At 65.3% G+C, this 22274-nt stretch carries 17 protein-coding genes; 12 read left to right on the top strand and 5 right to left on the bottom strand.

Annotated features, from left to right (window positions below):
• The 7 genes from A7X65_RS22090 (at position 1) to A7X65_RS22060 (ending at position 5057) form a co-directional block, all read left to right on the top strand.
• On the top strand, positions 1–690 hold the full coding sequence (locus tag A7X65_RS22090) for a VOC family protein (protein WP_063688679.1): 690 nt from the start codon (positions 1–3) through the stop codon (positions 688–690).
• A 246-nt stretch (positions 691–936) separates the two neighbouring features.
• Positions 937–2250, top strand: a complete 1314-nt coding sequence (locus tag A7X65_RS22085; protein ID WP_063688676.1) for an epoxide hydrolase family protein — start codon at positions 937–939, stop codon at positions 2248–2250.
• 26 nt (positions 2251–2276) lie between these two features.
• Positions 2277–3125: an enoyl-CoA hydratase/isomerase family protein gene (locus A7X65_RS22080; protein ID WP_063688674.1), complete on the top strand. Its 849-nt coding sequence runs from the start codon at positions 2277–2279 to the stop codon at positions 3123–3125.
• Between the two features lie 205 nt (positions 3126–3330).
• Positions 3331–3753: an OsmC family protein gene (locus tag A7X65_RS22075; protein ID WP_063688671.1), complete on the top strand. Its 423-nt coding sequence runs from the start codon at positions 3331–3333 to the stop codon at positions 3751–3753.
• A 21-nt stretch (positions 3754–3774) separates the two neighbouring features.
• Positions 3775–4215 carry a cupin domain-containing protein gene (locus tag A7X65_RS22070; RefSeq protein ID WP_063688668.1) on the top strand — a complete coding sequence of 147 codons (441 nt, stop codon included), beginning with the start codon at positions 3775–3777 and terminating at the stop codon, positions 4213–4215.
• 30 nt (positions 4216–4245) lie between these two features.
• Entirely contained in the window at positions 4246–4761 is a 516-nt protein-coding gene (gene msrA, locus A7X65_RS22065; RefSeq protein WP_063690696.1) for a peptide-methionine (S)-S-oxide reductase MsrA, read from the top strand.
• A gap of 2 nt (positions 4762–4763) precedes the next feature.
• The gene (locus A7X65_RS22060) at positions 4764–5057 is read left to right on the top strand and encodes a DUF1330 domain-containing protein (protein WP_063688665.1); all 294 of its coding nucleotides are present in this window, start codon (positions 4764–4766) and stop codon (positions 5055–5057) included.
• A 173-nt stretch (positions 5058–5230) separates the two neighbouring features.
• On the opposite strand, the gene A7X65_RS22055 is transcribed toward A7X65_RS22060, so the two are convergent.
• On the bottom strand, positions 5231–5890 hold the full coding sequence (locus A7X65_RS22055) for a TetR/AcrR family transcriptional regulator (RefSeq protein WP_063688662.1): 660 nt from the start codon (positions 5888–5890) through the stop codon (positions 5231–5233).
• A 142-nt stretch (positions 5891–6032) separates the two neighbouring features.
• Here A7X65_RS22055 and A7X65_RS22050 point away from each other — a divergent pair, with 142 nt between their 5' ends.
• The 3 genes from A7X65_RS22050 (at position 6033) to A7X65_RS22040 (ending at position 9696) form a co-directional block, all read left to right on the top strand.
• On the top strand, positions 6033–7178 hold the full coding sequence (locus A7X65_RS22050) for an HlyD family secretion protein (protein ID WP_063688659.1): 1146 nt from the start codon (positions 6033–6035) through the stop codon (positions 7176–7178).
• Positions 7175–8671 carry an MDR family MFS transporter gene (locus A7X65_RS22045; protein WP_063688655.1) on the top strand — a complete coding sequence of 499 codons (1497 nt, stop codon included), beginning with the start codon at positions 7175–7177 and terminating at the stop codon, positions 8669–8671. The genes A7X65_RS22050 and A7X65_RS22045 overlap by 4 nt, the downstream gene beginning before the upstream one ends.
• 86 nt (positions 8672–8757) lie before the next feature.
• Positions 8758–9696 (top strand): aldo/keto reductase, encoded by a 939-nt coding sequence (locus A7X65_RS22040; RefSeq protein ID WP_063688652.1) that lies wholly within the window; start codon positions 8758–8760, stop codon positions 9694–9696.
• A 6-nt stretch (positions 9697–9702) separates the two neighbouring features.
• Here the strand turns inward: A7X65_RS22040 and A7X65_RS22035 are convergent, their stop codons facing one another.
• Positions 9703–12546: an ATP-binding protein gene (locus A7X65_RS22035; RefSeq protein WP_063688648.1), complete on the bottom strand. Its 2844-nt coding sequence runs from the start codon at positions 12544–12546 to the stop codon at positions 9703–9705.
• 296 nt (positions 12547–12842) lie between these two features.
• On the opposite strand from A7X65_RS22035, the gene A7X65_RS22030 reads away from it, so the two are divergent.
• The gene (locus A7X65_RS22030) at positions 12843–13832 is read left to right on the top strand and encodes a Bug family tripartite tricarboxylate transporter substrate binding protein (protein WP_063690694.1); all 990 of its coding nucleotides are present in this window, start codon (positions 12843–12845) and stop codon (positions 13830–13832) included.
• A gap of 6 nt (positions 13833–13838) precedes the next feature.
• Here the strand turns inward: A7X65_RS22030 and A7X65_RS22025 are convergent, their stop codons facing one another.
• From A7X65_RS22025 to A7X65_RS22015, 3 genes are all read right to left on the bottom strand, one after another.
• On the bottom strand, positions 13839–15014 hold the full coding sequence (locus A7X65_RS22025) for an MFS transporter (RefSeq protein WP_063688645.1): 1176 nt from the start codon (positions 15012–15014) through the stop codon (positions 13839–13841).
• Positions 15015–16355: 1341 nt separating this feature from the next.
• The gene (locus tag A7X65_RS22020) at positions 16356–18635 is read right to left on the bottom strand and encodes a TonB-dependent siderophore receptor (RefSeq protein ID WP_245323757.1); all 2280 of its coding nucleotides are present in this window, start codon (positions 18633–18635) and stop codon (positions 16356–16358) included.
• A gap of 324 nt (positions 18636–18959) precedes the next feature.
• Entirely contained in the window at positions 18960–19328 is a 369-nt protein-coding gene (locus A7X65_RS22015) for a hypothetical protein (protein ID WP_063688642.1), read from the bottom strand.
• 332 nt (positions 19329–19660) lie between these two features.
• On the opposite strand from A7X65_RS22015, the gene bamA reads away from it, so the two are divergent.
• The gene (bamA, locus tag A7X65_RS22010) at positions 19661–22135 is read left to right on the top strand and encodes an outer membrane protein assembly factor BamA (protein WP_430643464.1); all 2475 of its coding nucleotides are present in this window, start codon (positions 19661–19663) and stop codon (positions 22133–22135) included.
• Positions 22136–22274 lie beyond the last annotated feature (139 nt).

Below are 22274 nucleotides of genomic sequence, written 5' to 3'. Positions count from 1 at the left end.
ATGGCCACACTCGAAATCGATCGCGACGCAGCGGTGAAGCCTTCGGCCTCGCGCGGCGTCGATCTCAAGCTCGAAGTCGTCGTCATTCCGGTGTCCGACGTCGACCGCGCCAAGACGTTCTATGCGCGCCTCGGCTGGCGGCTCGATGCCGACTTTGCCTCGGGTGACGGCTGGCGCGTGATCCAGTTCACGCCGCCGGGTTCGGCCTGCTCGGTGATCTTCGGCAGCAACGTCACGGCGGCAGCGCCGGGTTCGGCGCGCGGCCTGTATCTGATCGTCTCCGATCTGGAGGCCGCACGAAAGGATCTGCTCGGCCGCGGCATTGCCGTCAGCGAGCCGTTCCACGGTGGCGGCGATGTTCACGCAGGTCCCGATGAGCCGTATCTGTTCGGCAGCGTCCGGGCCGGCGGCGCCGATCCGAAGCGCGGCAGCTACAGCTCCTTCGCCTCGTTCAGCGACCCCGACGGCAATGGTTGGCTGTTCCAGGAAGTCACGACGCGATTGCCCGGCCGCATCGAGGCGGACGCCACGACATTCGCATCGCAGACCGATCTTGCCGCAGCGCTGCGCCGCGCCTCAGTGGCACATGGCGAGCACGAGAAGCGGACCGGCGGTCACGACGAGAACTGGGCGGACTGGTACGCCGACTACATCGTGCGCGAGCAGGCCGGCCAGACGCTGCCGTTGTGAAAATTCCTGATGTCCTGAGCCTCGGCGCGCGATGACCTGGTCGTCGCGCGCCGTTCTGCGTTGGACCGCGCGCATCGACGATCATGCCTGCTGATTGCAATCGCGCGGGACTCGCAACGGCTAACGCGCCCTAACAAGCCATAACGAGCCAATTGCCGTTGTCTGCATCAATCTCCCTCCACGACGAACCGACGCTTCGGGTTCGAACGCGGACAACGGCACAGGCCAAAGCAAGGGAGACCCACGATGACCACGCAAGCACGCACCGACATCCTCAACCCCGACCGCCGTCAATTGCTCGGCCAGGCCGCGATGACGGCTGTGGCCGCCAGCATATCCAGCCTGCTGCCGCTGCGTCCGGCCAAGGCGGCTGCGAGCGGCGCGATCCGCCCGTTCAGCGTCAATGTTCCCGAGGAAGATCTGCTCGATCTCCGCCGCCGCCTCGCGACGACGCGCTGGCCGGATCGCGAGATCGTCGCCGACCAGTCGCAGGGCGTACAGCTCACGACCGTGCAGCAACTCGTCCGCTACTGGCAGAACGACTACGACTGGCGCAGGATTGAGGCGCGGCTGAACAGCTTTCCGCAGTTCGTCACCGAGATCGACGGCATCGACATCCATTTCATTCACGTGCGTTCCCGCCATGAGAACGCGTTGCCGATGATCGTCACGCACGGCTGGCCCGGCTCGATCATTGAGCAGATCAAGATCGTCGGACCGCTCACCGATCCCACCGCGCATGGCGCGAAGGCGGCCGACGCGTTCGATCTCGTGATCCCCTCGCTTCCCGGTCACGGCTTCTCCGGCAAGCCCGCCGCGCTGGGCTGGGATCCCCAGCGCATCGCCCGCGCCTGGATCGTGCTGATGAAGCGGCTCGGCTACAACCGCTACGTCGCGCAAGGCGGCGACTGGGGCAATGCCGTCACCGAGCAGATGGCGCTGATCGCGCCGCCCGAGCTGCTCGGCATCCACACCAACATGCCCGCGACCGTGCCCGATGACATCGCCACGGCGCTTCAGCCCGGCGGGACGCGGCCATCGAACCTCTCGGGCGACGAGAAGATCGCCTACGACCAGCTCGACGACTTCTACAAGCATGGTCTCGGCTATGCGATCGAGATGTCGAACCGGCCGCAGACGCTCTATGGCCTGGTGGACTCGCCGGCGGGCCTTGCGTCCTGGATGCTCGATCACGACGCGCGCAGCGCCGCGATGATCGCGCGCGTGTTCGACGGCAAGACCGAAGGGCTGTCGCGCGACGACGTGGTCGACAACATCACGCTCTATTGGCTCACCAATACCGCTGTGTCGTCGGCGCGGCTCTATTGGGAGAACAAGCTCGTGTTCTTCGCGCCGAAGCACGTGAAGATCCCGGTCGCCGTCAGCGTCTTTCCCGACGAGATCTATGCCGCGCCGCGGAGCTGGGCCGAGAAGGCCTATCCGAAGTTGATGCACTACAACCGCCTCGACAGAGGCGGCCACTTCGCCGCCTGGGAGCAGCCCGCGCTGTTCTCGACGGAGATGCGCACCGCGTTCCGCCCGCTGCGCCAGTCGATCTGAAACCAGCACATAACAGGAGTGAAACCATGAATCGTCCAGAACGCAACTCCGCCGCCGGCGACATCCGTCTCGAACGCCGTCTGCCGTCCTATTGGCGCGTCACTTTCGACATGCCGCCGGTGAACATCTTCGGCCCAAAACATCTTCCGCTGCTCAACGACGTCGTCACGGCGATCGAAACCGATCCGCAGGTGAAGGTCGTCGTGTTCGACAGCGCCGTCGAAGGCTTCTTCATCACGCATTACGACTTCCTCGCGCCGCTCGAAGACTCTCTCAAGGTCCCGCCGGGACCGACCGGTCTGCAGTCGCTGCCTGACACATTGGTCCGCCTCAGCCGTGCGCCTGTCGTCTCCATCGCCTCAATCCGGGGCCGCGCAACCGGCGTTGGCAGCGAGCTCGCGCTCGCCAGCGACATGCGCTTTGCCAGCCGCGAGAAGGCGATCCTGTCGCAATGGGAGGTCGGCGCCGGTCTCGTGCCCGGCGGCGGACCGATGGCGCGGCTGCCGCGCCTGATGGGCCGCGGCCGTGCGCTCGAAGTACTGCTCAGCGCCGACGACATCCATGGCGATCTCGCCGAGCGCTATGGTTACGTCAACCGGTCGCTGCCGGATGCCGAGCTCGACGCCTTCGTCGAGGCGCTCGCGATGCGCATCGCCTCGTTCGATAAGGAAGCCATCGCCGAGACCAAGCGTCTCGTCGACGTTGCGAGCCTGCCGCCGGATGCCGAGATCAAGCCGGAGTGGGATGCGTTCCTGGGCGCGCTCGGCCGCCCCGCGAGCCAGACCCGTATCAAGGCGTTGATGGCGCGCGGCTTCCACCGTGCCGGCGATGTCGAAAACCGGCTCGGCTTCCACGTTGGACAGATTGGTAGCTAAAGCGTTTTCGAGCGAAGCGGATACCGGTTCGCGTGAACGAAAACGCGTCAAGACAAGAAATCTGACCTCCGTTCCGATTCATCGGGACGGAGGTCAGGAACCGCCGCGGCGATCGGCCGGTTGGAACGGCGACAGGCGGTCGCGCCAATGTCGCTTTCCTCCGGTACCGAGCGCCGGTGCTTGAAATCAAACAAGGAGAACTAAGATGATCCGCAAGGCAACAGCAGTCTGGAAGGGCACCGGTCGCGATGGCACGGGCCATCTGTCGAGCGAGTCCGGCGTCCTGGCCCAGACGCCCTATTCGTTCAAGACCCGTTTCGAGAACGAGAAGGGCACCAATCCCGAGGAATTGATCGCCGCTGCCCATGCCGGCTGCTTTACCATGGCGCTGGCCTTCGGCCTGCAGATGGCAGGCTTCACGCCGGACGAGCTGTCGACCGAAGCTGCCGTCACGCTCGAGCCCGAGGGCAAGGGTTTCAAGATCAGCAAATCCGCGCTGACCCTGCGCGCCAAGGTGCCCAACCTCGACGACGCCGGCTTTGCGAAGATCGCCGGCGAGGCCGAGAAGAACTGTCCGATATCCAAGGCGCTGAACGCGACGATCACGCTCGACGCCAAATTGGGCTGAGCCAGCACAGGGAACGCCGCCATGCCCCGAGAGCATCAGCCGGACGAAGACAGGTTTCGGGCCATCCTGCCCGAGGACGTCGCATGGCAGCCGTTTCCCGCCTTTCCGCCGGGTGCGCGGCTGGCCGTGATGGTCGGCCGCCCCAGCGAACCCGGACCTTACGTGGTCCGGGTGAAGGTGCCCGGCGGCACCAGGCTGATGCCGCACAAGCATCCGGAGGACCGCATCTACACGGTGATGTCGGGTGTCTTCTACATCGGGCTCGGCGAGCAGTTCGACGGTGACAAGGTCAAGGCCTATCCGCCCGGCAGCGTCATCGTGCTGCCGGGCGAGACCTGGCATTTTCACTGGGCGAAATCCGGCGAATATGTCACGCAGGTCTCCGCCATCGGCCCGCTGGGCCTCGAATATCACGACGCGCATGACGATCCGCGCTTGCATCCGGATGCGGACAAGAGCTGACTATCGCGACGAAAACGAATGGAGCATCAGATGACGACTGAGCGTGCAGTTTTGGCCGGGGGCTGTTTCTGGGGCATGCAGGATCTCATCCGCAAGCAACCGGGCGTGATCTCGACCCGCGTCGGCTACACCGGCGGCCACGTGAAGAACGCCACCTACCGCAATCACGAGGGCCACGCCGAGGCCATCGAGATCATCTTCAATCCCGCGAAGACGAGCTTCCGCACCATGCTGGAGTTCTTCTTCCAGATTCATGATCCGACGACGCTCAACCGTCAGGGCAACGATCGCGGCACGAGCTACCGCTCCGCGATCTTCTACACCAGCGACGAGCAGAAGCGGATCGCCGAGGACACCATCGCCGACGTCGAGGCCTCCGACCTTTGGCCCGGCAAGGTCGTCACCGAGGTCGCGCCCGCGGGCGAGTTCTGGGAAGCCGAGCCCGAGCATCAGGACTATCTCGAGCGCTATCCTGACGGCTACACCTGTCACTTCATCCGCCCCGACTGGAAGCTGCCGCGCCGCGCGGCTGCCGCGGGAGGCTAGTCATGGCCAAGGGTTACTGGATCACCTTCTATCGGTCGATCTCCGACCCCGAGGCACTGGCGGCCTATGTGAAGCTCGCCGGCCCTGCCATCACCGCCGGCGGCGGCCGTTTCCTTGCCCGCGGCAGTGCTGTGAAGGCCTATGAGCAGGGAATCGCGCAGCGCACCACGTTGATCGAGTTCGACAGTGTCGAGCTCGCTATCGCGGCTCACGAGAGCCCCGCCTATCGTGAAGCGCTCCAGGCGCTCGGCAATGCCTGCGAGCGGGATATCCGTATCGTCGACGGGCTCGGATGAGCACTGCCGGCCGGTCACACGCAAGACAGCGGGTTGTGACCGGCGGCTGACGTAAAGACCGCAGATTTGATCGGTGAGCCGGATGAGACGATTCCGACTAGCGCACCCGTGCGCCGGTGCGTTGATGGCGCTTGGCTCGCTACAGGCCGGTTTGGCCCGTCGAGCCCCTGATCTCAGGCATGGGCCGCTGGCTCTCGCGCCTGCGGCCGGCGCCCGCAGATCACGTCCACGGCCTTCCGGGCCAGCTCCCGCAGCTCGGCGCGGCGTGCGCCCGCGCGTGCACGAATGGCGATGGTCTGCATGGTGGCGGCGGCAAGGATGGCAAGCGCCGCAGGATCGGCCTCCGGAGGCAGCTCGCCCGTCTCTTGCGCGCGACGGAAGCGGGCTTCGAAATCGGCATCGATCGCGCGCAGCCCCGCCGCAACGCTGCTGCGGATCGCCGCATCCTCCGCGACTTCGGTCACCGCGGTCCCGACCACGAAGCAGCCTCGCGGGCTTCCCTTGCCGGAGAAATAGATCGACAGCGCTGCGTCATAGGCCAGCATCAGCGCTTCATCCAGCTTGTGGTCCCCGGCAAGTGCCTCGCGCGTCGCCGCGAGACTCATATCCCAATAGCGTGCGAGCGCTTCGAGATAGAGCGCGTGCTTGTTGCCGAACACCGCATAGAGGCTCGGCGGGCTCATTCCGGTTGCGGCGGCAACCTTGTCCAGCGACGTGCCGGAATAGCCGGTGCGCCAGAACGTTTCGGTGGCCCGCTTCAGGGCCGTGTCTGCGTCATAGGCCGGCGGTCGTCCGCGGCGCGCCGGGCTCGTTTCGCTCTTCTTCCGTGCCATGCCGACAGGTTCCCTGGTTGCCTCGGTCCACACATATATTTGTATGGATCGTTATAAAAATCAATGGGCGGCGTCTTGATCGGCGCGAGGCAGTCCAATATTTGTAACGAACGTTAGTAAATGAATTGGACGAGGGCTTACGATGCGTTTGAATCTTGCGCCAATCGCCGGCTGGCTGGGCGATCGCTGGAGCCTCCGCCGGAGCGAGGCTGCCGCACCGTTGTTCGGAGCGGATACCGCAAGACGGCTGCGCCGGCCCCTCATGGTGGTGGTGCCGGCGGCGGTCGTCGTGTTCGGCGGCTTCATGTACCTGGCACAGGAGCAGTATGTCGCGACCGACGATGCATTCGTGCGCGCTGCGAAAGTGACCATCAATGCTCGGGTGTCCGGACAGGCGGTCGAGATCTCCGTGCGCGACAACGAGCGCGTTCGGCAGGGCCAGGTCCTGTTTCGCATCGATCCCGAGCCCTATCAGATCGCCGTCGACCAGGCCGAAGCCCGGCTCGGCAGCGCGCGGCTCCAGATCGATTCGCTCAAGGCGACTTACCGGCAGCAGCAAGCCGAACTGCAATCGGCGAAGGAATCGGCCTCCTTCGACGAGCGCGAGTTTGACCGCAAGAAGATGCTCGTCGCCTCGGATTTCACGCCGCGCGCCGTCTACGAGCGGGCCGAGACCGATCTCAAGGTCGCACGCCATCGCACGGCGTCGATCGAACAGCAGATCGCCAACACGGTCGTCGCGCTCAACGGCGATCCCGATATCGATGTCGATCGTCATCCGACCGTGCGGGCCGCGAGGGCGCTGCTCGACCGTGCGCGGCTCGATCTGTCCTACGCCACGGTGAGGGCGCCGGACGACGGCGTCGTCACGAAGGTCGACGATTTGCAGATCGGTGGCTTCGTCAACGCGGGAGCGCCCACGTTCTCGCTGATGTCGAGCCGCGACGTCTGGATCGAGGCGAACTTCCGCGAAACCGGCCTCACTCACATGCGTCCTGGCCAGCAGGCGACGATCGACGTCGACGCCTATCCGGATCGCAAGTTCAAGGCGCATATCGTCAGCATGAGCCCCGGCACCGGGTCGGACTTCTCGGTCTTGCCGCCGGAAAATGCGACCGGAAACTGGGTGAAGGTCGTGCAGCGGCTGCCGGTGCGCCTCGAGCTCGACGATCCCGATCCGGGCCGGCCGCTGTTCTCCGGCATCAGCGTGACGGCGCGGGTCGACACCGGCCATCGCCGCAGCTGGCTGCCTCTGCTCCAATCCGCGCGTGCGACGGAGGTCAAATGAGTACGATCCTCCCATCGGACGCCACAACCGACGGCCGTCATGCGATCTCCGCGGCGGCGCTGCTGGCGACCTATATGCAGGCGGTCAACATCTCCGTGCCGAACGCTGCGCTTCCGCACATCCAGGCGACGCTCTCGATGGCGAACGACGAGGTCGGCTGGGTGTTCTCGTCCTACATCGCGGCAAGCGCCGTGACCATGTCGGTCGCGCAATGGCTCGCGGGACGCTATGGCCGGAAGACGGTCTACCAGACTGCTCTGGCTGTCTTCGCGCTCGGTCTGGTGCTCGACACGCTGGCGACGACGTCGATCCAGTTCGTGCTGGCCAGAATTGTCCAGGGGGCGGCAAGCGGACCGCTCGCACCGCTTTCGCTGGCGATCCTGCTGGAGGCGGTGCCCGCATCGCGGCACGCGCGCATGAGCCTTGCATGGACGGTCTGCTCGCTGCTCGGTATCAGCACCGGCCCCGCCATCGGCGGCTGGCTGAGCGAATATTACGGCTGGCCGTCGATCTTCCATGTCGGGCTGCCGATGACGGCATTCGTGTTCCTGACGATGGCCATATCGCTGAGCGAGAAGCGGGTCGAGCGGAGCAAGTCCTTCGACTTCTTCGGCCTGACGACTTTCTCGGTCGGCATGATCGGGCTGCAGATGCTGCTGGATCGCGGCGAGCGCCTCGAATGGTTCGCCTCGACGGAGATCTGGGTCGAGGCCGGCGCTTCGCTCCTGGGTTTCTATCTCTTCATCGTGCACGTGATGACGAAGAGAGAGCATTTCCTCCGCACGGCGCTGTTTCGGGATCGCAATCTCATCCTCTCGACGGTGATGTCCTTCGCCCTCGGCTTTGTTCTCCTGCCGACACTTGCGCTGACCTCTCCGATGCTGGAGGAACTTCTCAACTACCCCGTCGACACGACCGGTTACATGACTATTCCGCGCGGCGTGGCGCTGGTGGGAGCGCTGGTGCTGACGAGCCTTGTTCCGGGCCAGGTCGATTACCGGCCGTTCCTCATGGGTGGGATGACGCTGGTGGTCTATGCGAACTGGCTCATGCTTGGCTACTCGCCCGCGATGGATTGGCGGCCCGTCGTCGAAGCCGGCCTCCTCCAGGGCGCAGGCCTCGGCATGGTGCTGCCGGCGCTCGCCAGAGCCGCGTTCGGTACGCTCGATCCGAAGCTTCGTCCGGAAGGCAGTGCGCTGATCAACCTGTCGCGTCTCTATGGCAGCACCATCGGCATCGCAGTGGTTCAGCTCTTCTTCTATGCCAATACCCAGGCCGTGCACCTCGCGCTCGCCAAGCATCTGACGCCCTTCCGCGTTGCGGCCAACGCGGCCGGCCCGATCGGCAAGCCAAATCTTGTCGCCCTCAACGGCATGGTCACGCACCAGGCGGCCACGGTGGCGGTCATCGATCAGTTCGAGATCCTGATGTTCGCCATGCTCGTCGTGATCCCGCTCGTGTTCTTTCTGCGCAAGCCGCGTCCCGCCGGCTGATGCCGGGGGCGCGACATGACATTGCATCTGCAACCGCGATCGTTTCGTCCGCAGCATCGGCCGGCGATCAACAAAGGAGTATCACCATGGCGCCGTCGGATTCGCTGCGTTACACGAGGATTCCCACTCACCAATCGGGGACGATTCCAGCGGTCGGCTTTGGGACGCTGATTCCAGATCCGGTGGTGACCGGGCAGGCGACCAGCTCCGCATTGGAGGCCGGATTTCGACATTTCGACTGTGCCGAGCGCTATCGCAACGAAGCGGCCGTCGGGGACGCGCTGCACGAGGCGTTCAGGGCCGGCAAGCTGCGGCGCCAGGACCTGTTCGTGACGACGAAGCTGTGGAACACCAATCATCGGCCGGAGCGGGTCAGACCTGCCTTCGATGCGAGCCGCAAGCGGCTGCAAGTCGACGATATCGACTGCTACATCATCCACACGCCCTTTGCCTTTCGGCCCGGCGACGATCAGGACCCGAGGGATGCGAGTGGCCAGGTCATCTACGATTCAGGCGTGACACTGGCGGAGACCTGGCAGGCGATGGAGCGCCTCGTCGACGAGGGGCACTGCAAGTCGATCGGCCTGTCGGACATCACCCTGGACAAGCTGCGCGAGATCGTCGCGGTCGCGCGGATCAGGCCGGCCATGGTACAGGTCGAGGCGCATCCGTATCTTCCCGAATGGGAATTGCTTGACTTCTGCCGCGAGCACGGCATCGTGCTGCAGGCGTTCGCGGCGCTCGGACATGCGATGGAGCCGCGCGTGCTCGACGATCCGACCATCACCGCGATTGCGCGGCAGGTGCATAAGACGCCGGCTCAGGTTGCGCTGGCCTGGGCCGTGCAGCGCGGCACGGCATTCCTGACGACCTCGACGAATCCCGGGCGGATCCGGGAGAACTTCGACATCTCGGCTCTGCCCGAAGACGCGATGCGGCAGATGCGGGACGAGATCTCGACGACTGTCAGGTTCAATACAGTTGTGAAGACCGGCGTGCCCGGATTCATCCCGCGGGCCGGATGAACGGCGTCAGCTCCGCAATTGCGCGATGAGATCGCGCGCACTGCGCAGGTCGGCGATGTCGGCGCCCTCGGTAAACGATGCCGAGACGTTCTCCAGAAGCGTCAGAGCGTCCGCGCTCTGGCCCGCGCCGACCATGAAGCGCGCGAGGCTGGTTGCGCAACGCAGCTCCCAGAACCGCGCGCCTTGCCGGGCGGCAATGGCCATCGCTTCGCGGAAGTGCGCTTCGGCCTCGCCCGCGTGCCGCGGACTCCTGAGCGTCAACTCGCCCTTGATGCGGGTCAGCTCCGGCAGATACCAGAGCTCCTGTCGGTCGTTGCAGCGGGTCAGGACGTCCTCGATGACGTCGAGGCCGCGGTCGATCTGGTCGGCCTCGAGGAAGCCCGCCGCGAGCTCGCCGAGCAGCGGCAGGAAGCGCGGCAGGAAGCGCGCATCGCCGGCACGGTTGAGCTCTTCGCGCAGCAGCGGCAGGCCGACCGCGATGTCGCCGCGCTTGGCGGCGACGGCCGCGTTGAAGGCCCTTGCCCACAGTCCCCACAGCCGAATCGCGTGCCGCTCGGTGTGCTCGAGCAGCTCGCTGCCGTGGCGCTCCGCGGCGTCGAGGTCGCCGGACCAGAAGGCGATCGGGCAGGCGGCCTGTCCCAGCACGCTGCAGAAGGTCAGGGCGTGGCCGTTGGCGCGGCCTTCCTCGATGTTTCGCGCCGCCAGCGCCTGGGCCTGGTCGGCGAGACCCTGCAGCCACAGGATGCGCGCGCGGAAATATTGCGTGGAGATCCTGAGATCGAGCGGGAAGATCTTCGGCTTCTCCGCCAGCAGGTGCAGGGATGCGTTGACGCGGTCGATGCGCTGCCGTGCGTCGTCCTGGTCGCCGAGATAGTGCAGCGCGACGGCCATCAGCCGGTCGGCCAGCATGAGGTCGGTCCTGTCGGGCGAGTTCGCCGCGGCGGTCGCGAAGCGATCGGCGAACGCGCGGGCCTTGCCGAACTGTCCGTTGTTGAACTGGTCGATGCACAGGCCCCACAGCGCGCGCAGGCGGAAATCCTTGTCGTCGAGCCTCTCGGCGATTTCGAGCGTCGTCTCCAGGATCGGGCGCGCCTCGCGCGCGCGGCCCTCGCCATACATCAGCGACCAGCCGAGCGCGGACAAGAGCTGCATGCGGACGCGGTCGTCGCCGCCGGTTTCGTCGAGCGCGGCCAGCGCCGTCCTGGTGCGCTCGCGGCATTCGGCGAACAGCGACAGGCGCACCCACAGCGTGACGGCGGCCGCGGTCAGCGCGATTCCGAGCGTGGTGTCGCCGTCGGGGCCGAAGGCCCAGTCCAGCGCCACGCGCACATTGTCGAGCTCGGCGCCATAGATGCCGAGCCATTCCGGCAGCGGCGTCGAAAGGTCGGCCTCGGCGCGCGCGAAGAAATCGCGAAAATGCTCGGCGTGGCGGCGCGCGAACAGCCTGGTCTCGCCGAGCTCGTTGAGCTTGCCATGCGCGTAGGTGCGCGTGGTGTCGAGCAGGCGATAACGCAGCGTCCGCGAGCCCGAGGGCGAGATCAGCGATTTGGTGACGAGACTGTCGATCGCCTCCAGCGTTTCCGATGCGCTGAGGCCGTCGCCGGCCGCAACGATGGCAGCCGCTTCCGGCGCGAACGGTCCGGCGAACACCGACAGCCGCCGCAAGGTGGCGCTCTCGGCCGCGGGCAGCAGGTCGTAGCTCCAGTCGAGGGCGGCGGCGAGCGTCTGGTGCCGCGGCACGGCCGTGCGCCGGCCGCGCCATTGCAGCGAGAAACGGCTGTCGAGCAGCGAGGCCGTGCCGGCGATGCCATAGGCGTTGACGCGTCCCGCCGCGAGCTCGATCGCGAGGGCGATGCCGTCGAGGCGCCGGCAGATGCTGGCGACCAGCGGGGCTTCTTCCGCGCTGAGCTGGAACGGACCCGAGCTCTGGGCGATGCGCTCGACGAAGAGCTGGGCCGCAGGGTAGGCGAGCACGTCGTCCACACCCAGCCCCTCGCGCTCCGGCGGACAATCCAGCGGGAACAGCCGGAAGATCCTCTCGCCCTCGCTGCGGAAGGATTCGCGGCTGGTTGCGAGCACGCGAAGCTGCGGGGCTTCGCGGACGATGCGCTCGACCAGCGGCGCCAGATGGTCGAGCACGTGCTCGCAGCTGTCGAAGATCAGCAGGGCCGGGCTGGCCTTCAGGAAGGTCAGCAGCGCCGGCGTCGGATCCTCCGCGCTGATGGTGAGCCCGAGCGCGGAGGCAATGGTGGTGGCGATGTGGCTGGCGTCCCGCAGCGGGCCGAAATCGACGAAGAAGACGCGCCCGCCGAAATCCTGGGAGCGGCGATGGCCGACGGTGACGGCGACCGCGGTCTTGCCGATTCCGCCGGGGCCGACGATCGTCATGAAGCGGTGGAGCGAAAGTCCGTTCGATATCTTGTCGACGATCTCTTCCCGTCCGACCATCTTCGAAAGCGGAGCAGGAAGGGAGCGGGGCGGCAGGATGTCCACGGTCGGCTGCTGCGCGGCGGGCGCGGCCGGCTGGGCAAACGAGGCCACGAAGCAATAGCCGCGGCCGGGCACATTGACGACGTAGCGGGCCGACTTGCCGGTATCGCCGAGCGCCTTGCGGAGCGCGGCGACATGGAAGCGCAAGCTGCCCTCGTCGACATTGACGTCGGCCCAGATGCGTTTGACCAGCTCTCGCTTGTCGACGACCTCGCCGGGGCGCTCGGCTAGATAGATGAGAATATCCAGCGCACGGCCGCCGACATGAAGCGGCGCGCCCTCCCTCTCGAGGAGCCGGGACTTCGGGAAAAGTCGGAATGGCCCGAATGAAATGGCCGAGTCTTCGCTACGATCTGGCACGCGCCATTGCCCCCGCAACGGGAGTCAAAAGGTGTATATTTCTCGTCTATCAGAACGAGGCGTACAGTAAACTGGCCGAAAGCAGCATGGGTGGCAGACCTGCGCAGATCGCGTGGGTCGGTCTGGGCCCTGTCGAAATATTCCTTCAAAAGGAATGAGTTAGGCGTTCATGACAGAACGATGACAAAGCCGCGTGGGGCGGACGGAGCATTGACGGCGGTCGCCCGTTGCTGCGATGGGATGCTTCGGGAGCCGGTCCCGCCGCCACATTGACTGCCGACTTCCGGAATCAGGACATGCTTTCCTCCTCGCGCCGACGTTTCGTCCTCGGATTATCGGGCGCAGCGGCACTGGCCGCTTTCCCGCGCAGCGGGCAAACCGCCGATTATCCAACCCGCCCGATCCGGCTGGTGCTGCCCTATGGGGCCGGCGGAGCGGGCGACCAGATCGGTCGTCCCTGGGTCGACAAGATGTCGTCGCTGCTCGGGCCGACCGTCGTCGACTATATCGGCGGCGCGGGCGGCGCGATCGGAGCCGCCTCGGTCGCGCGCGATGAGCCCGACGGCTATTCGCTGCTGCTCGGCAACGGCAGCACGCAGGTCATCATTCCCCTGACTGCGGCCAACCCCGGCTATTCCGTCGGCGATTTCCGCGCCATCTACCGCCTCATCAGCAGTGCGCTGGTCTTTGCCGTCCATCCCTCGGTGCCGGCGGCGAATCTGCGCGAGCTGATTGCCTATGCGAAGGCCAATCCGGGCAAGCTGTCCTACGGGACGCCCGGCATCGCCACCGGGAATCATCTGGTCGGCGAATCCTTCAAGCAGCAGGCTGGCGGGCTGGACATCGTGCATGTGCCGTATCGGGGCATCGCGCAGGCGACCAACGACCTCGTCAGCGGCCAGATCTCGCTCGTCATCGGCGTGATGTCCGTTCAATTGCAGGAGCTGGGCCGCGCCGGGAAGGTGCGGCTGCTCGCGGTCACCCCGGAAAAGCGGCTGAGCGGCGCGCCCGAGATTCCGACCGCCGTCGAATCCGGCATGCCGGATCTCCGCTATGAGGGATGGTTCGGCATCTTTGCGCCCAGAGCCACCGACGATGCGATCATCGAGCGGATCGCGCAGGCGACGCGCCTTGCCATGGCCGATCCGGCGCTGCAGGCGGCCTATCGTGCCCAGGGCATGGAGCCGGACAGCGATTCCGGTCCCGACCAGTTCCAGCGCATCGTCGAAGCGACGACGGCAAGCCTCGCGCCCGTGATCAAGTCGATCGGGCTGAGCAATCTGTAGGATCGCTCAGGTGCTCTTGCGCGTCACGACGCCCGCCGACAGGGTGACGAGCCCCATCAGCGCGGCCAGCAGCCAGAATGCCGCCGGCAGTCCACCGATGCGGGCGACGAAGCCGACGCCGGCGGGCCCGATCAGGATGCCGGCATAGCCTGCGGTGGTGATCGCGGCGACGGCGAGAGCGGTGGGCATCACCGTCTGCCACGCCGCGCGGCGGAACAGCACCGGAACGAGGTTCGACGCGCCGAGGCCGATCAGCAGGAAGCCGGCGATCGCAACCGCCGCGACGGGGGCCGTGAGCAGCACCACGAAGCCCCCGATCGCAATCAGGCTGCCCCAGAGCAATGTCGCGCGATCTCCGATGCGCGCAACCACGGCATCGCCGCCGAGCCGGCCGATCGTCATCGCGATCGAGAACACGATGTAGCCGGTGCCGCCCTGCGTCTCGGACACGAGGCCCGCGCCGATCACCAGCAGCGCGCCCCAATCCAGCATCGCGCCTTCGACGAGGAACGTGATGGCGCCGAGCAGCGCCAGTAGCAGCACCGAGCCATGCGGCAGCACGAACAGCGGCCCGTCCTGCACCTGCACCGAGCGAAGCAGGCGCGGCGAGGTCACCGTCATCGCGGCCAGCATCAGTGCGGAGCAGATCAGCGTGCAGGCGAGTGCGCCTGTTTGCAGCGAGAGCAGCGCCGTCATCAGCGCCGCTCCAATGAAGCCGCCGATGCTGAACAAAGCGTGGAACCCGGACATCAGCGGAATCTTGGCCGCGCGCTCGACCTCCACCGCGTGGATGTTCATGGCGACGTCGATGGAGCCGAGCGCGGCGCCGAATGCGAACAGGGCCAGCGCCAGCGTCGCAGGCGTGCTCGCGACGGCGAGCAGCGGCAGGACCAGCGCGAGGCCGAGCCCGCCGGCAATGATGATCGGCCTGCTGCCGTAGCGCGCGCTCATGATGCCGGTCAGGAGCATCGCGACGACCGAGCCGATGCCGAGGCTGAGCAGCAGCAGCCCGAGCACGCCGTCATCGACGCCGAGCCGCGCCTTCGCGAACGGCACCAGCGGCGCCCAGCACGCGATGCCGAAGCCCGCGACGAGAAAGGCAAGCCGCGTCGCAAGGCGTGTCGCCGGCCGGTCGGCGACATTGGAACTCCGGGAGGCTGGATGAAGGGCGGGGAGGCCGATAAGCCCGAGGATTGCCGCGACTTTATGTCAGCGAGGCGCTCGAATTGTCGCGGGCGGATCTTGCGAGCGAGGTCGGCGCCGCGAAGGGCTTGCCTTGGAGCATTCGTGCCCTGTGTCGCCATCTGTCAATCCACTCGGTCAAAAATATTCCACTTTACCGAAATTCGGAAACGGCGTATGTGTCCCCCATCCCGGCTTATCCTTGAGGGGCGATCATGCGGTCGTCGTTTTCGCGAGCCGGGCTTGCGGTGGACGCGGCAGCGTCGGGCGCGAGTTGCCAGGGCAGGGCGGATTGCTCTCCGTGAACCCCGGGGCATCGTGCGGACGAACGGCGCTGACAGGCTCGTTTCGTTTGCAGGTTTCCGGCTTTGTCGACAGGGCCGGGAAAACTGCGGCGAATAGGGCGGGCCGCGCGTACGGCAAAACCGTGTGGTCCTGGCCGTCGTTGCTACGGTCAAGCTCTTGCGGAGGCGGTGATCGCGTCAACCGGCGCGGAGCCGGTGAATTTCGCAAGGACGAGGGAGGCCAGAAGGAATTCGGCTCCCGGGAGAGCACGGCATAAGCCGTCCGACCATCGCGCAGGGAGGGCCGAGTGATTGGCACCACCTGTATGCTGCTGTGCGGTTCTTCCTGCGCGTGCCTTTTGCGCAGCGGACCGCGGGTGCGAGGTCAGCACCCGGCCTTCCCTGCGCCCTCTTGGCTATGAGGGTGGAACGAAGATGCAAAGCTCGGGCGAATTGCGCCGCGAGGATGCGGAGGCGTGCCTGCGAGGTCGTAGGATGGGTAGAGCACTTGCGAAACCCATCATGCTCCGGCGAAGCGGATGCGTGATGGGTTTCGCTTCGCTCTACCCATCCTACGAGTGCGTCTCGGAGAACTGCAGTGTTGCCTCACACGCCGTCATTGCGAGGAGCTCTTGCGACGAAGCAATCCGGAATCCCTCCGCGGAAAGCCTTTGGATTGCTTCGCTGCGCTCGCAATGACGAGGAGGAAGCGGCTTGCCACAAACTCAGGCATCGTAGGGTGGGCAAAGCGAAGCGTGCCCACGACCTTGCGTATCGTTACCAGCGCGTGGGCACGGCGCTTTGCGCCTCTGCCCACCCTACGGCACTGCCGCCGCGGAAAGATTCTGGATTGCTTCGCTACGCTCGCAATGACGAGGTGGAAAGTGTCGCGCCACACTCCGCTCTCGTGCCCCGGACGCAGCGCATCACGTAGTGGTGCGCTGCAGAGCCGGGGCCCATGTCTCCGCATCGTGCGTTGCCGCCCTTCTGGGTCCCGGCTCTGCGCAGCAGCGTTACACGCTGCAGCGCGTCCGGGACACGAGAGCAGGTGATGGCGCTACCACCGATAGCTCAACGTTCCGATCACCTGCCGCCGTGCGCCGGCATAGCAATAGCCAGCCTGGCAGGTGTCGTACTTCCTGTCGAACAGGTTGGTGGCGTTGACGCGCATATAGGCGCCTCGAAAGCTGCGGTCGAGCTTGCCGAGATCGTAGTCGACCACGGCGTCGAACAGCGTCGTTGCCGCGTTCTCGAACGTGTTCTGGTCGTTGCCGAAGTTCGCGCCGATGTAGCGCACGCCGAGGCCCAGTCCGAGCCCTTCCACCGGCGTGCCCGACTGGAACGTGTACTTGCCGAACGCCGCGACCGAGTTCCTGGGAATGCCGGAATATTCGTTGCCGGTCGTATCGGCATTGCCGCGCGTGATCACGACGTCGAGGTGGGTATAGGCCGCCGTGAGGTCGAAGCCCGGTATCAGCCCCAGCTTGGCCTCGAGCTCGAGACCCTTGGACTCGATCTGTCCGGTGGCGGCCTGGAATGCGATATTGTCGGGGTTGGTGCGCAGGACATTGTTCTGCTTGATGTCGAAGACCGCGGCGGCCAGCAGCAGCGGAACATTCGGCATCTGATACTTGATGCCCGCTTCCGTCTGCTCGCCGGTGGTCGGCTTGAAGGTGGTGCCCGTCGCGTCCACGCCGGTCTGCGGGCTGAACGAGGTGGCGTAGCTCACGTAGGGCGCAACGCCGCTGTCGAAGAGATAGCTGAGGCCCGCGCGGCCGGTGAAGGCAGACGGCTTCGAGGTTTCCGGCGTTCCGTCCAGCGTCGTGGTGGTGCTCTGCGAGACCCTGCTCTGGCGGCCGTTGAGCGTCAGGATGAATCCGCCGAGCCTGGCCTGCTCCTGCGCATAGACGCCGATCTCGTCGATCGACTGCTTGGTGAAGATCGAGAACGGCGGCGAGGCGATCGCCTGCGCGCCGTAGTTCATGGTCTGAAGATTGAGGTCGGGCGCCGGTCCATACCCGATCTTGTCGTCGTAATGCGAATGCGTGTAATCCGTGCCGATCAGGACGGTGTTCTTGACCGCGCCCAGCGTGAACTTTGCTTCGGCCTGATTGTCGAGCGTCGCCGTCTTGAGGTTGTCCACGATACGCCATGCGGAGCGCGATGCGGTCTGCGTTCCGTTGTCGATCGAATCGATCTGCGTGTATTTCGCGTCGACGCCGACCTGATAGAACCGGAAATTCTGCCGCACGGTCCAGGTGTCGTTGATGTTGTGCTCGAACGCATAGCCGATGCGGAACTGCTTCTGGTCCATGGCGCTGAACGCCGGATCGTTCGAGTAGATGTTGGTCAGCTTCCCGTCGGCGGTCCGGGCGTTTCCGATGCTCGCCGCCGTGCGGCTGGTCTGGTACTCACCGAGGATCGTGAACGTCGTGTCGAGGTCCGGCTTCCAGGTCAGGGCAGGCGCGATATAGGCGCGGTCGTCGTCATTGCCGGGAAACCAGGTCTTGGAATCGCGCAGCAAGCCCGTCAGCCGGTAGTACAATTGATCGCTGCCGGGCACCGGGCCGCCGACGTCGAAGCTGCCCTGGTAACGATCGTAATTGCCGGTCTGCAACTGGACCTCGCCGAACGCCGTCTGCGGCGGCCGCTTCGTGATGACATCGACGATGCCGCCGGGAGAGCCGAGGCCATAGAGGCCGGAGGCCGGTCCGCGAAGGATTGCCACGCTCTCCAGACCATAGGGCTCGATCTTGGGGATGGCGAAATTGCCGCCGCCCTGCCGCAGGCCGTCGCGATAGATGCCCGTGTAGGTCACGTCGAAACCGCGGATGGAGAAGGCGTCGAAACGCGGATCGTAGCCGAACGCCGTGGTCGTGACACCGGGCGTGTAGTTGACGGCATCCTTGAGCGTCTGGACGTTGCGATCCTCCAGCTCCTTCCGCGTCACGATCGAGAGCGATTGCGGCGTCGCAATCAGCGGCGTGTTGGTCTTGGTGCCTGCCGTGCCGCTGGTCGCGACATAACCGATCGTCGTGCCGCCGCTCGCGCCTGCGGCCGACTGCGACGCGAGATTCTGGTTGGCTGCCGAATTGCCCCTGCGGTTCGCAATGGCTGTGCGTTGAGATCGCGTGCGCTGGTTGGAAGCAGCGCTGCTGCGCGACTTCGGCGCGCTCGGCGCCTCGACGGTGACCGGCGGCAGGTTGCTGCTCTGGGCCTCTGCCCGTGAAGCGATGACGTCAACAGATACGAATACGACCGAACCGAACATCGTGGCGTTGATCGCAGCTGCGCTTCCGAACCAACGATGCTTCTTCTCCAACAAGGCAACGCCCACCGATCATGATCCCCAATTTCGCCGAACCGACATCGCTCGAGCGCGCGTTAGCTTCATGCTGACGCGCTTGAACGATGCGGACTCTTATTGGTGACGCGATCGGAATTCCACACGCGCAAAATAGAATTGCTTGAACGTGCGACGAGCGAATTTGGAATGGTTCAAGATCAATGTGGAGAACGTCAGTTCGCGTGCGGCAGATGCGCGCACGCGAGCATCATATTCGCTCGCGCGCGATTGCGAGCGCATGAGCGGCGGACTATCGAATGCGCACGGCCTATCGTCTCGCTCAACGAAGCAGTGCGTGGAGTTTCCGCGAGGCGGTCACCACGAGATCGGGATTCGCTGCGCGAACCCGCCGAGATCCAAGTCCGGGCTCAGCGGCTGGCGATCGAGTGGACGGTTGTTGTTCTCGCGCGCGAACGATGTGCCTGGCGGCAAGGCGTAGTCGCTGAACTTGCGTTCGCCGGGCAGCACCTCGGTCCCGCCATCGAGCCAGGACCGCTTGCTGACATAGATGCGCGTATGCGTTCCGTCCTGGTAGGACCGGTTGGGGCCGCGCGGACCGTACTCGTAGACGACGTCCTGCGTCGTCTGCTGCCGGTCGCGCTTGCCGGCGGTGGCGGCATGCGCGCCGGGCGTCGAGGCGAGGAGGGCGGCAACCATCGTTCCGGTCATGACGAGCGTTTTCATCCACGAATTCCCATGCGAGTTCCTGATCTCGTCGGCTCTCGCATCGGCTTAAACGTCTGTAAAGAATCCGGGCGTTGCGCAATGTTGCTGGGGGCGGGCAAGGGTGCGCCGTGCATGCTGCTGGCCTCATGCCGGCCAGTCTCCGCCGAAGGCCCGCGCGATCGTCGGTCCGCCGCGGCGAGATGGCTGATGCGCCAATCAAATTCAACGACCAGAAACAATGCAGAAATCACAAAGCCACACCGAGGCCACAGCCGTCTCGTTTCAGAGCAGGCTAGGTGCTCTTGAGGTGTGGAATGTCGTTTTTGCGGCCCTGGCTGATCGCGGTGGCGATGTGCGGTGTATCGATCGTGTGCTCAACTCCCGTCGTGCTGTGGCCGCGGCCGGCGATCGCGCAGGCGGCGGAGACGATCGTCGTCGAGGGCAATCGCCGCGTCGAGGCCGAGACGGTCCGCTCCTATTTCAAGGCCGGTCCCGGCGGGCGGCTCGATCAGCCGGCGATCGACGACGGCCTCAAGGCGCTGATCGAGACCGGTCTGTTCCAGGACGTGAAGATCAACCGCGCCGGTGGCCGCATCGTCGTATCGGTGGTAGAAAATGCCGTGATCGGCCGCATCGCCTTCGAGGGCAACAAGAAGATCAAGGACGAGCAGCTCTCGGCCGAGATCCAATCCAAGCCGCGCGGGACCTTCTCGCGGGCGCTGGTGCAGTCCGACACGCTGCGGATTGCCGAGATCTATCGCCGGTCCGGCCGCTATGACGTGCGCGTCACCCCCGAAATCATCGAGCAGCCCAGCAACCGCGTCGACCTCGTGTTCACGATCGTGGAGGGCGCCAAGACCGGCGTGAAGTCGGTCGAGTTCGTCGGCAACAGCGCCTATTCGGCCGCACGCCTGCGCGACGTGATCAAGACGCATGAGAGCAATCTGCTCAGCTTCCTCGGCAACAACGACACCTACGATCCCGACCGCGTCGAAGCCGACCGCGACCTGATCCGCCGTTTCTATCTCAAGAACGGCTACGCAGACGTCCAGGTCGTTGCCGCGCTCACCGAATACGATCCGGAGAAGAAGGGTTTCAACGTCACCTTCAAGATCGAGGAGGGGCAGCAATACCGCGTCGGTTCGGTTGATCTCCGTTCCAGCATCGCCGGTTTCGACGCCAGTTCGCTGCGCGCCTATTCGCGTGTCAGCGCAGGCTCGCTCTACAACGTTGAATCGGTCGAGAAGTCGGTCGAGGAGATGCAGGTCGAGGCCTCGCGCCGCGGCTATGCCTTCGCGGTGGTGCGGCCGAGCGGCGACCGCAATTTCGAGGCCCACACGGTGTCGGTCGTGTTCAACGTCGACGAGGGGCCGCGTACCTATATCGAGCGCATCAATCTGCGCGGCAACACCCGCACGCGCGACTACGTGATCCGCCGCGAGTTCGACCTCGCCGAGGGCGATGCCTACAACCGCGCGCTGGTCGATCGCGCGGAGCGGCGGTTGAAGAATCTCGATTACTTCAAGAGCGTCAAGATCACGACGGAGCCCGGCTCCTCGAGCGACCGCGTCATCCTGATCGTCGACATGGAAGAGAAGTCGACCGGCGATTTCTCGATCTCCGGCGGATACTCCACGACCGACGGTGCGCTGGCCGAGGTGTCGATCTCCGAGCGAAACCTGCTCGGCAAAGGTCTCTATGCCAAGGCGTCGGTCAGCTATGGCCAGTATTCGCGCGGCATCTCGCTGTCCTTCGTCGAGCCGTATCTGCTCGACTACAGGGTCGCGCTCGGCTTCGATACCTATTGGCGCCAGCAATTGTCGAACAGCTATACGAGCTATGGCGTGACGACGCTGGGCTTCTCGCCGCGCCTCGGCTTTGCGCTGCGCGAGGACCTCTCGCTCCAGCTTCGCTACTCGCTCTATCAGCAGAGCATCACGCTCGCCAGCGCCTACAACAATTGCAACAACAACGCCGCGAACACCTCGCTGGCCTTCAACCCGACGCCGGCCTACATCAAGAACGTGCTGGGCGGCGTGGACCCGACCAACACGACGGATTCGGGCGTCTACGGCTATGGCTGCTACAGCGACGGCGAGTCGAGCCTGCCGGTCCGAAAGGAGCTGGCGAACGGCGCGACCTGGACGTCCGCGCTCGGTTATACCCTGAACTACAACACGCTCGACAACACCAGGAATCCCACCGACGGATTGCTGGTCGATTTCCGCCAGGATTTCGCCGGCGTCGGCGGCGACGTCACCTATCTCAAGACGGCGGTGGACACCAAATTCTACACGCCGCTGGTGTCCGAGATCGTCAGCGTGATGCATCTGCAGGGCGGCATCCTGACCAAGATGGGCAGCGATCTGCGCATGCTCGATCACTTCCAGATGGGGCCGAACCTGGTGCGCGGCTTCGCGTCCAACGGGATCGGTCCGCGCGACATCACCTACTACAATTACGGCGCCAGCGGCGATGCGCTCGGCGGCACCAAATATTGGGGCGCATCCATGGAATTGCAGATGCCGTTCTGGTTCCTGCCGAAGGAAGTCGGCCTCAAGGGCGCGGTCTATGCCGATGCGGGCTCGCTCTGGGGCTACCAGGGGCCGACGTCATGGACGGCCACGGGCGAGGTCAACACCAAGGCCTGTCCGACCTGCGGGCTGCAATATGACGACGGCAACGTGGTGCGTTCGTCGGTCGGTGTCGGCCTGATCTGGGCCTCGCCGTTCGGACCGCTGCGCTTCGACTACGCCGTGCCGATCACCAAGGGCAAATACGACGTGGTCCAGGAGTTCAGGTTCGGAGGCGGCACCTCATTCTAGGTTTCGCGCCGGCACGGCGGCCCCCGTGTGGCGTAAAGGACATAGGCAAGCCTGTCGTGCGTTTGTGAAAATGCGTGATGGGCCTCGCGTCCGCGCGTGTGGACAGGCATCGGCGAATATCGGATAATGGACGGCGGAC

Origin of the sequence: Bradyrhizobium stylosanthis (assembly GCF_001641335.1) — a bacterium.
Classification (GTDB): Bacteria; Pseudomonadota; Alphaproteobacteria; order Rhizobiales; family Xanthobacteraceae; genus Bradyrhizobium; species Bradyrhizobium stylosanthis.
Note: the sequence above shows the minus strand (reverse complement) of the source record. Positions and strands in the feature narration are given on the sequence as shown.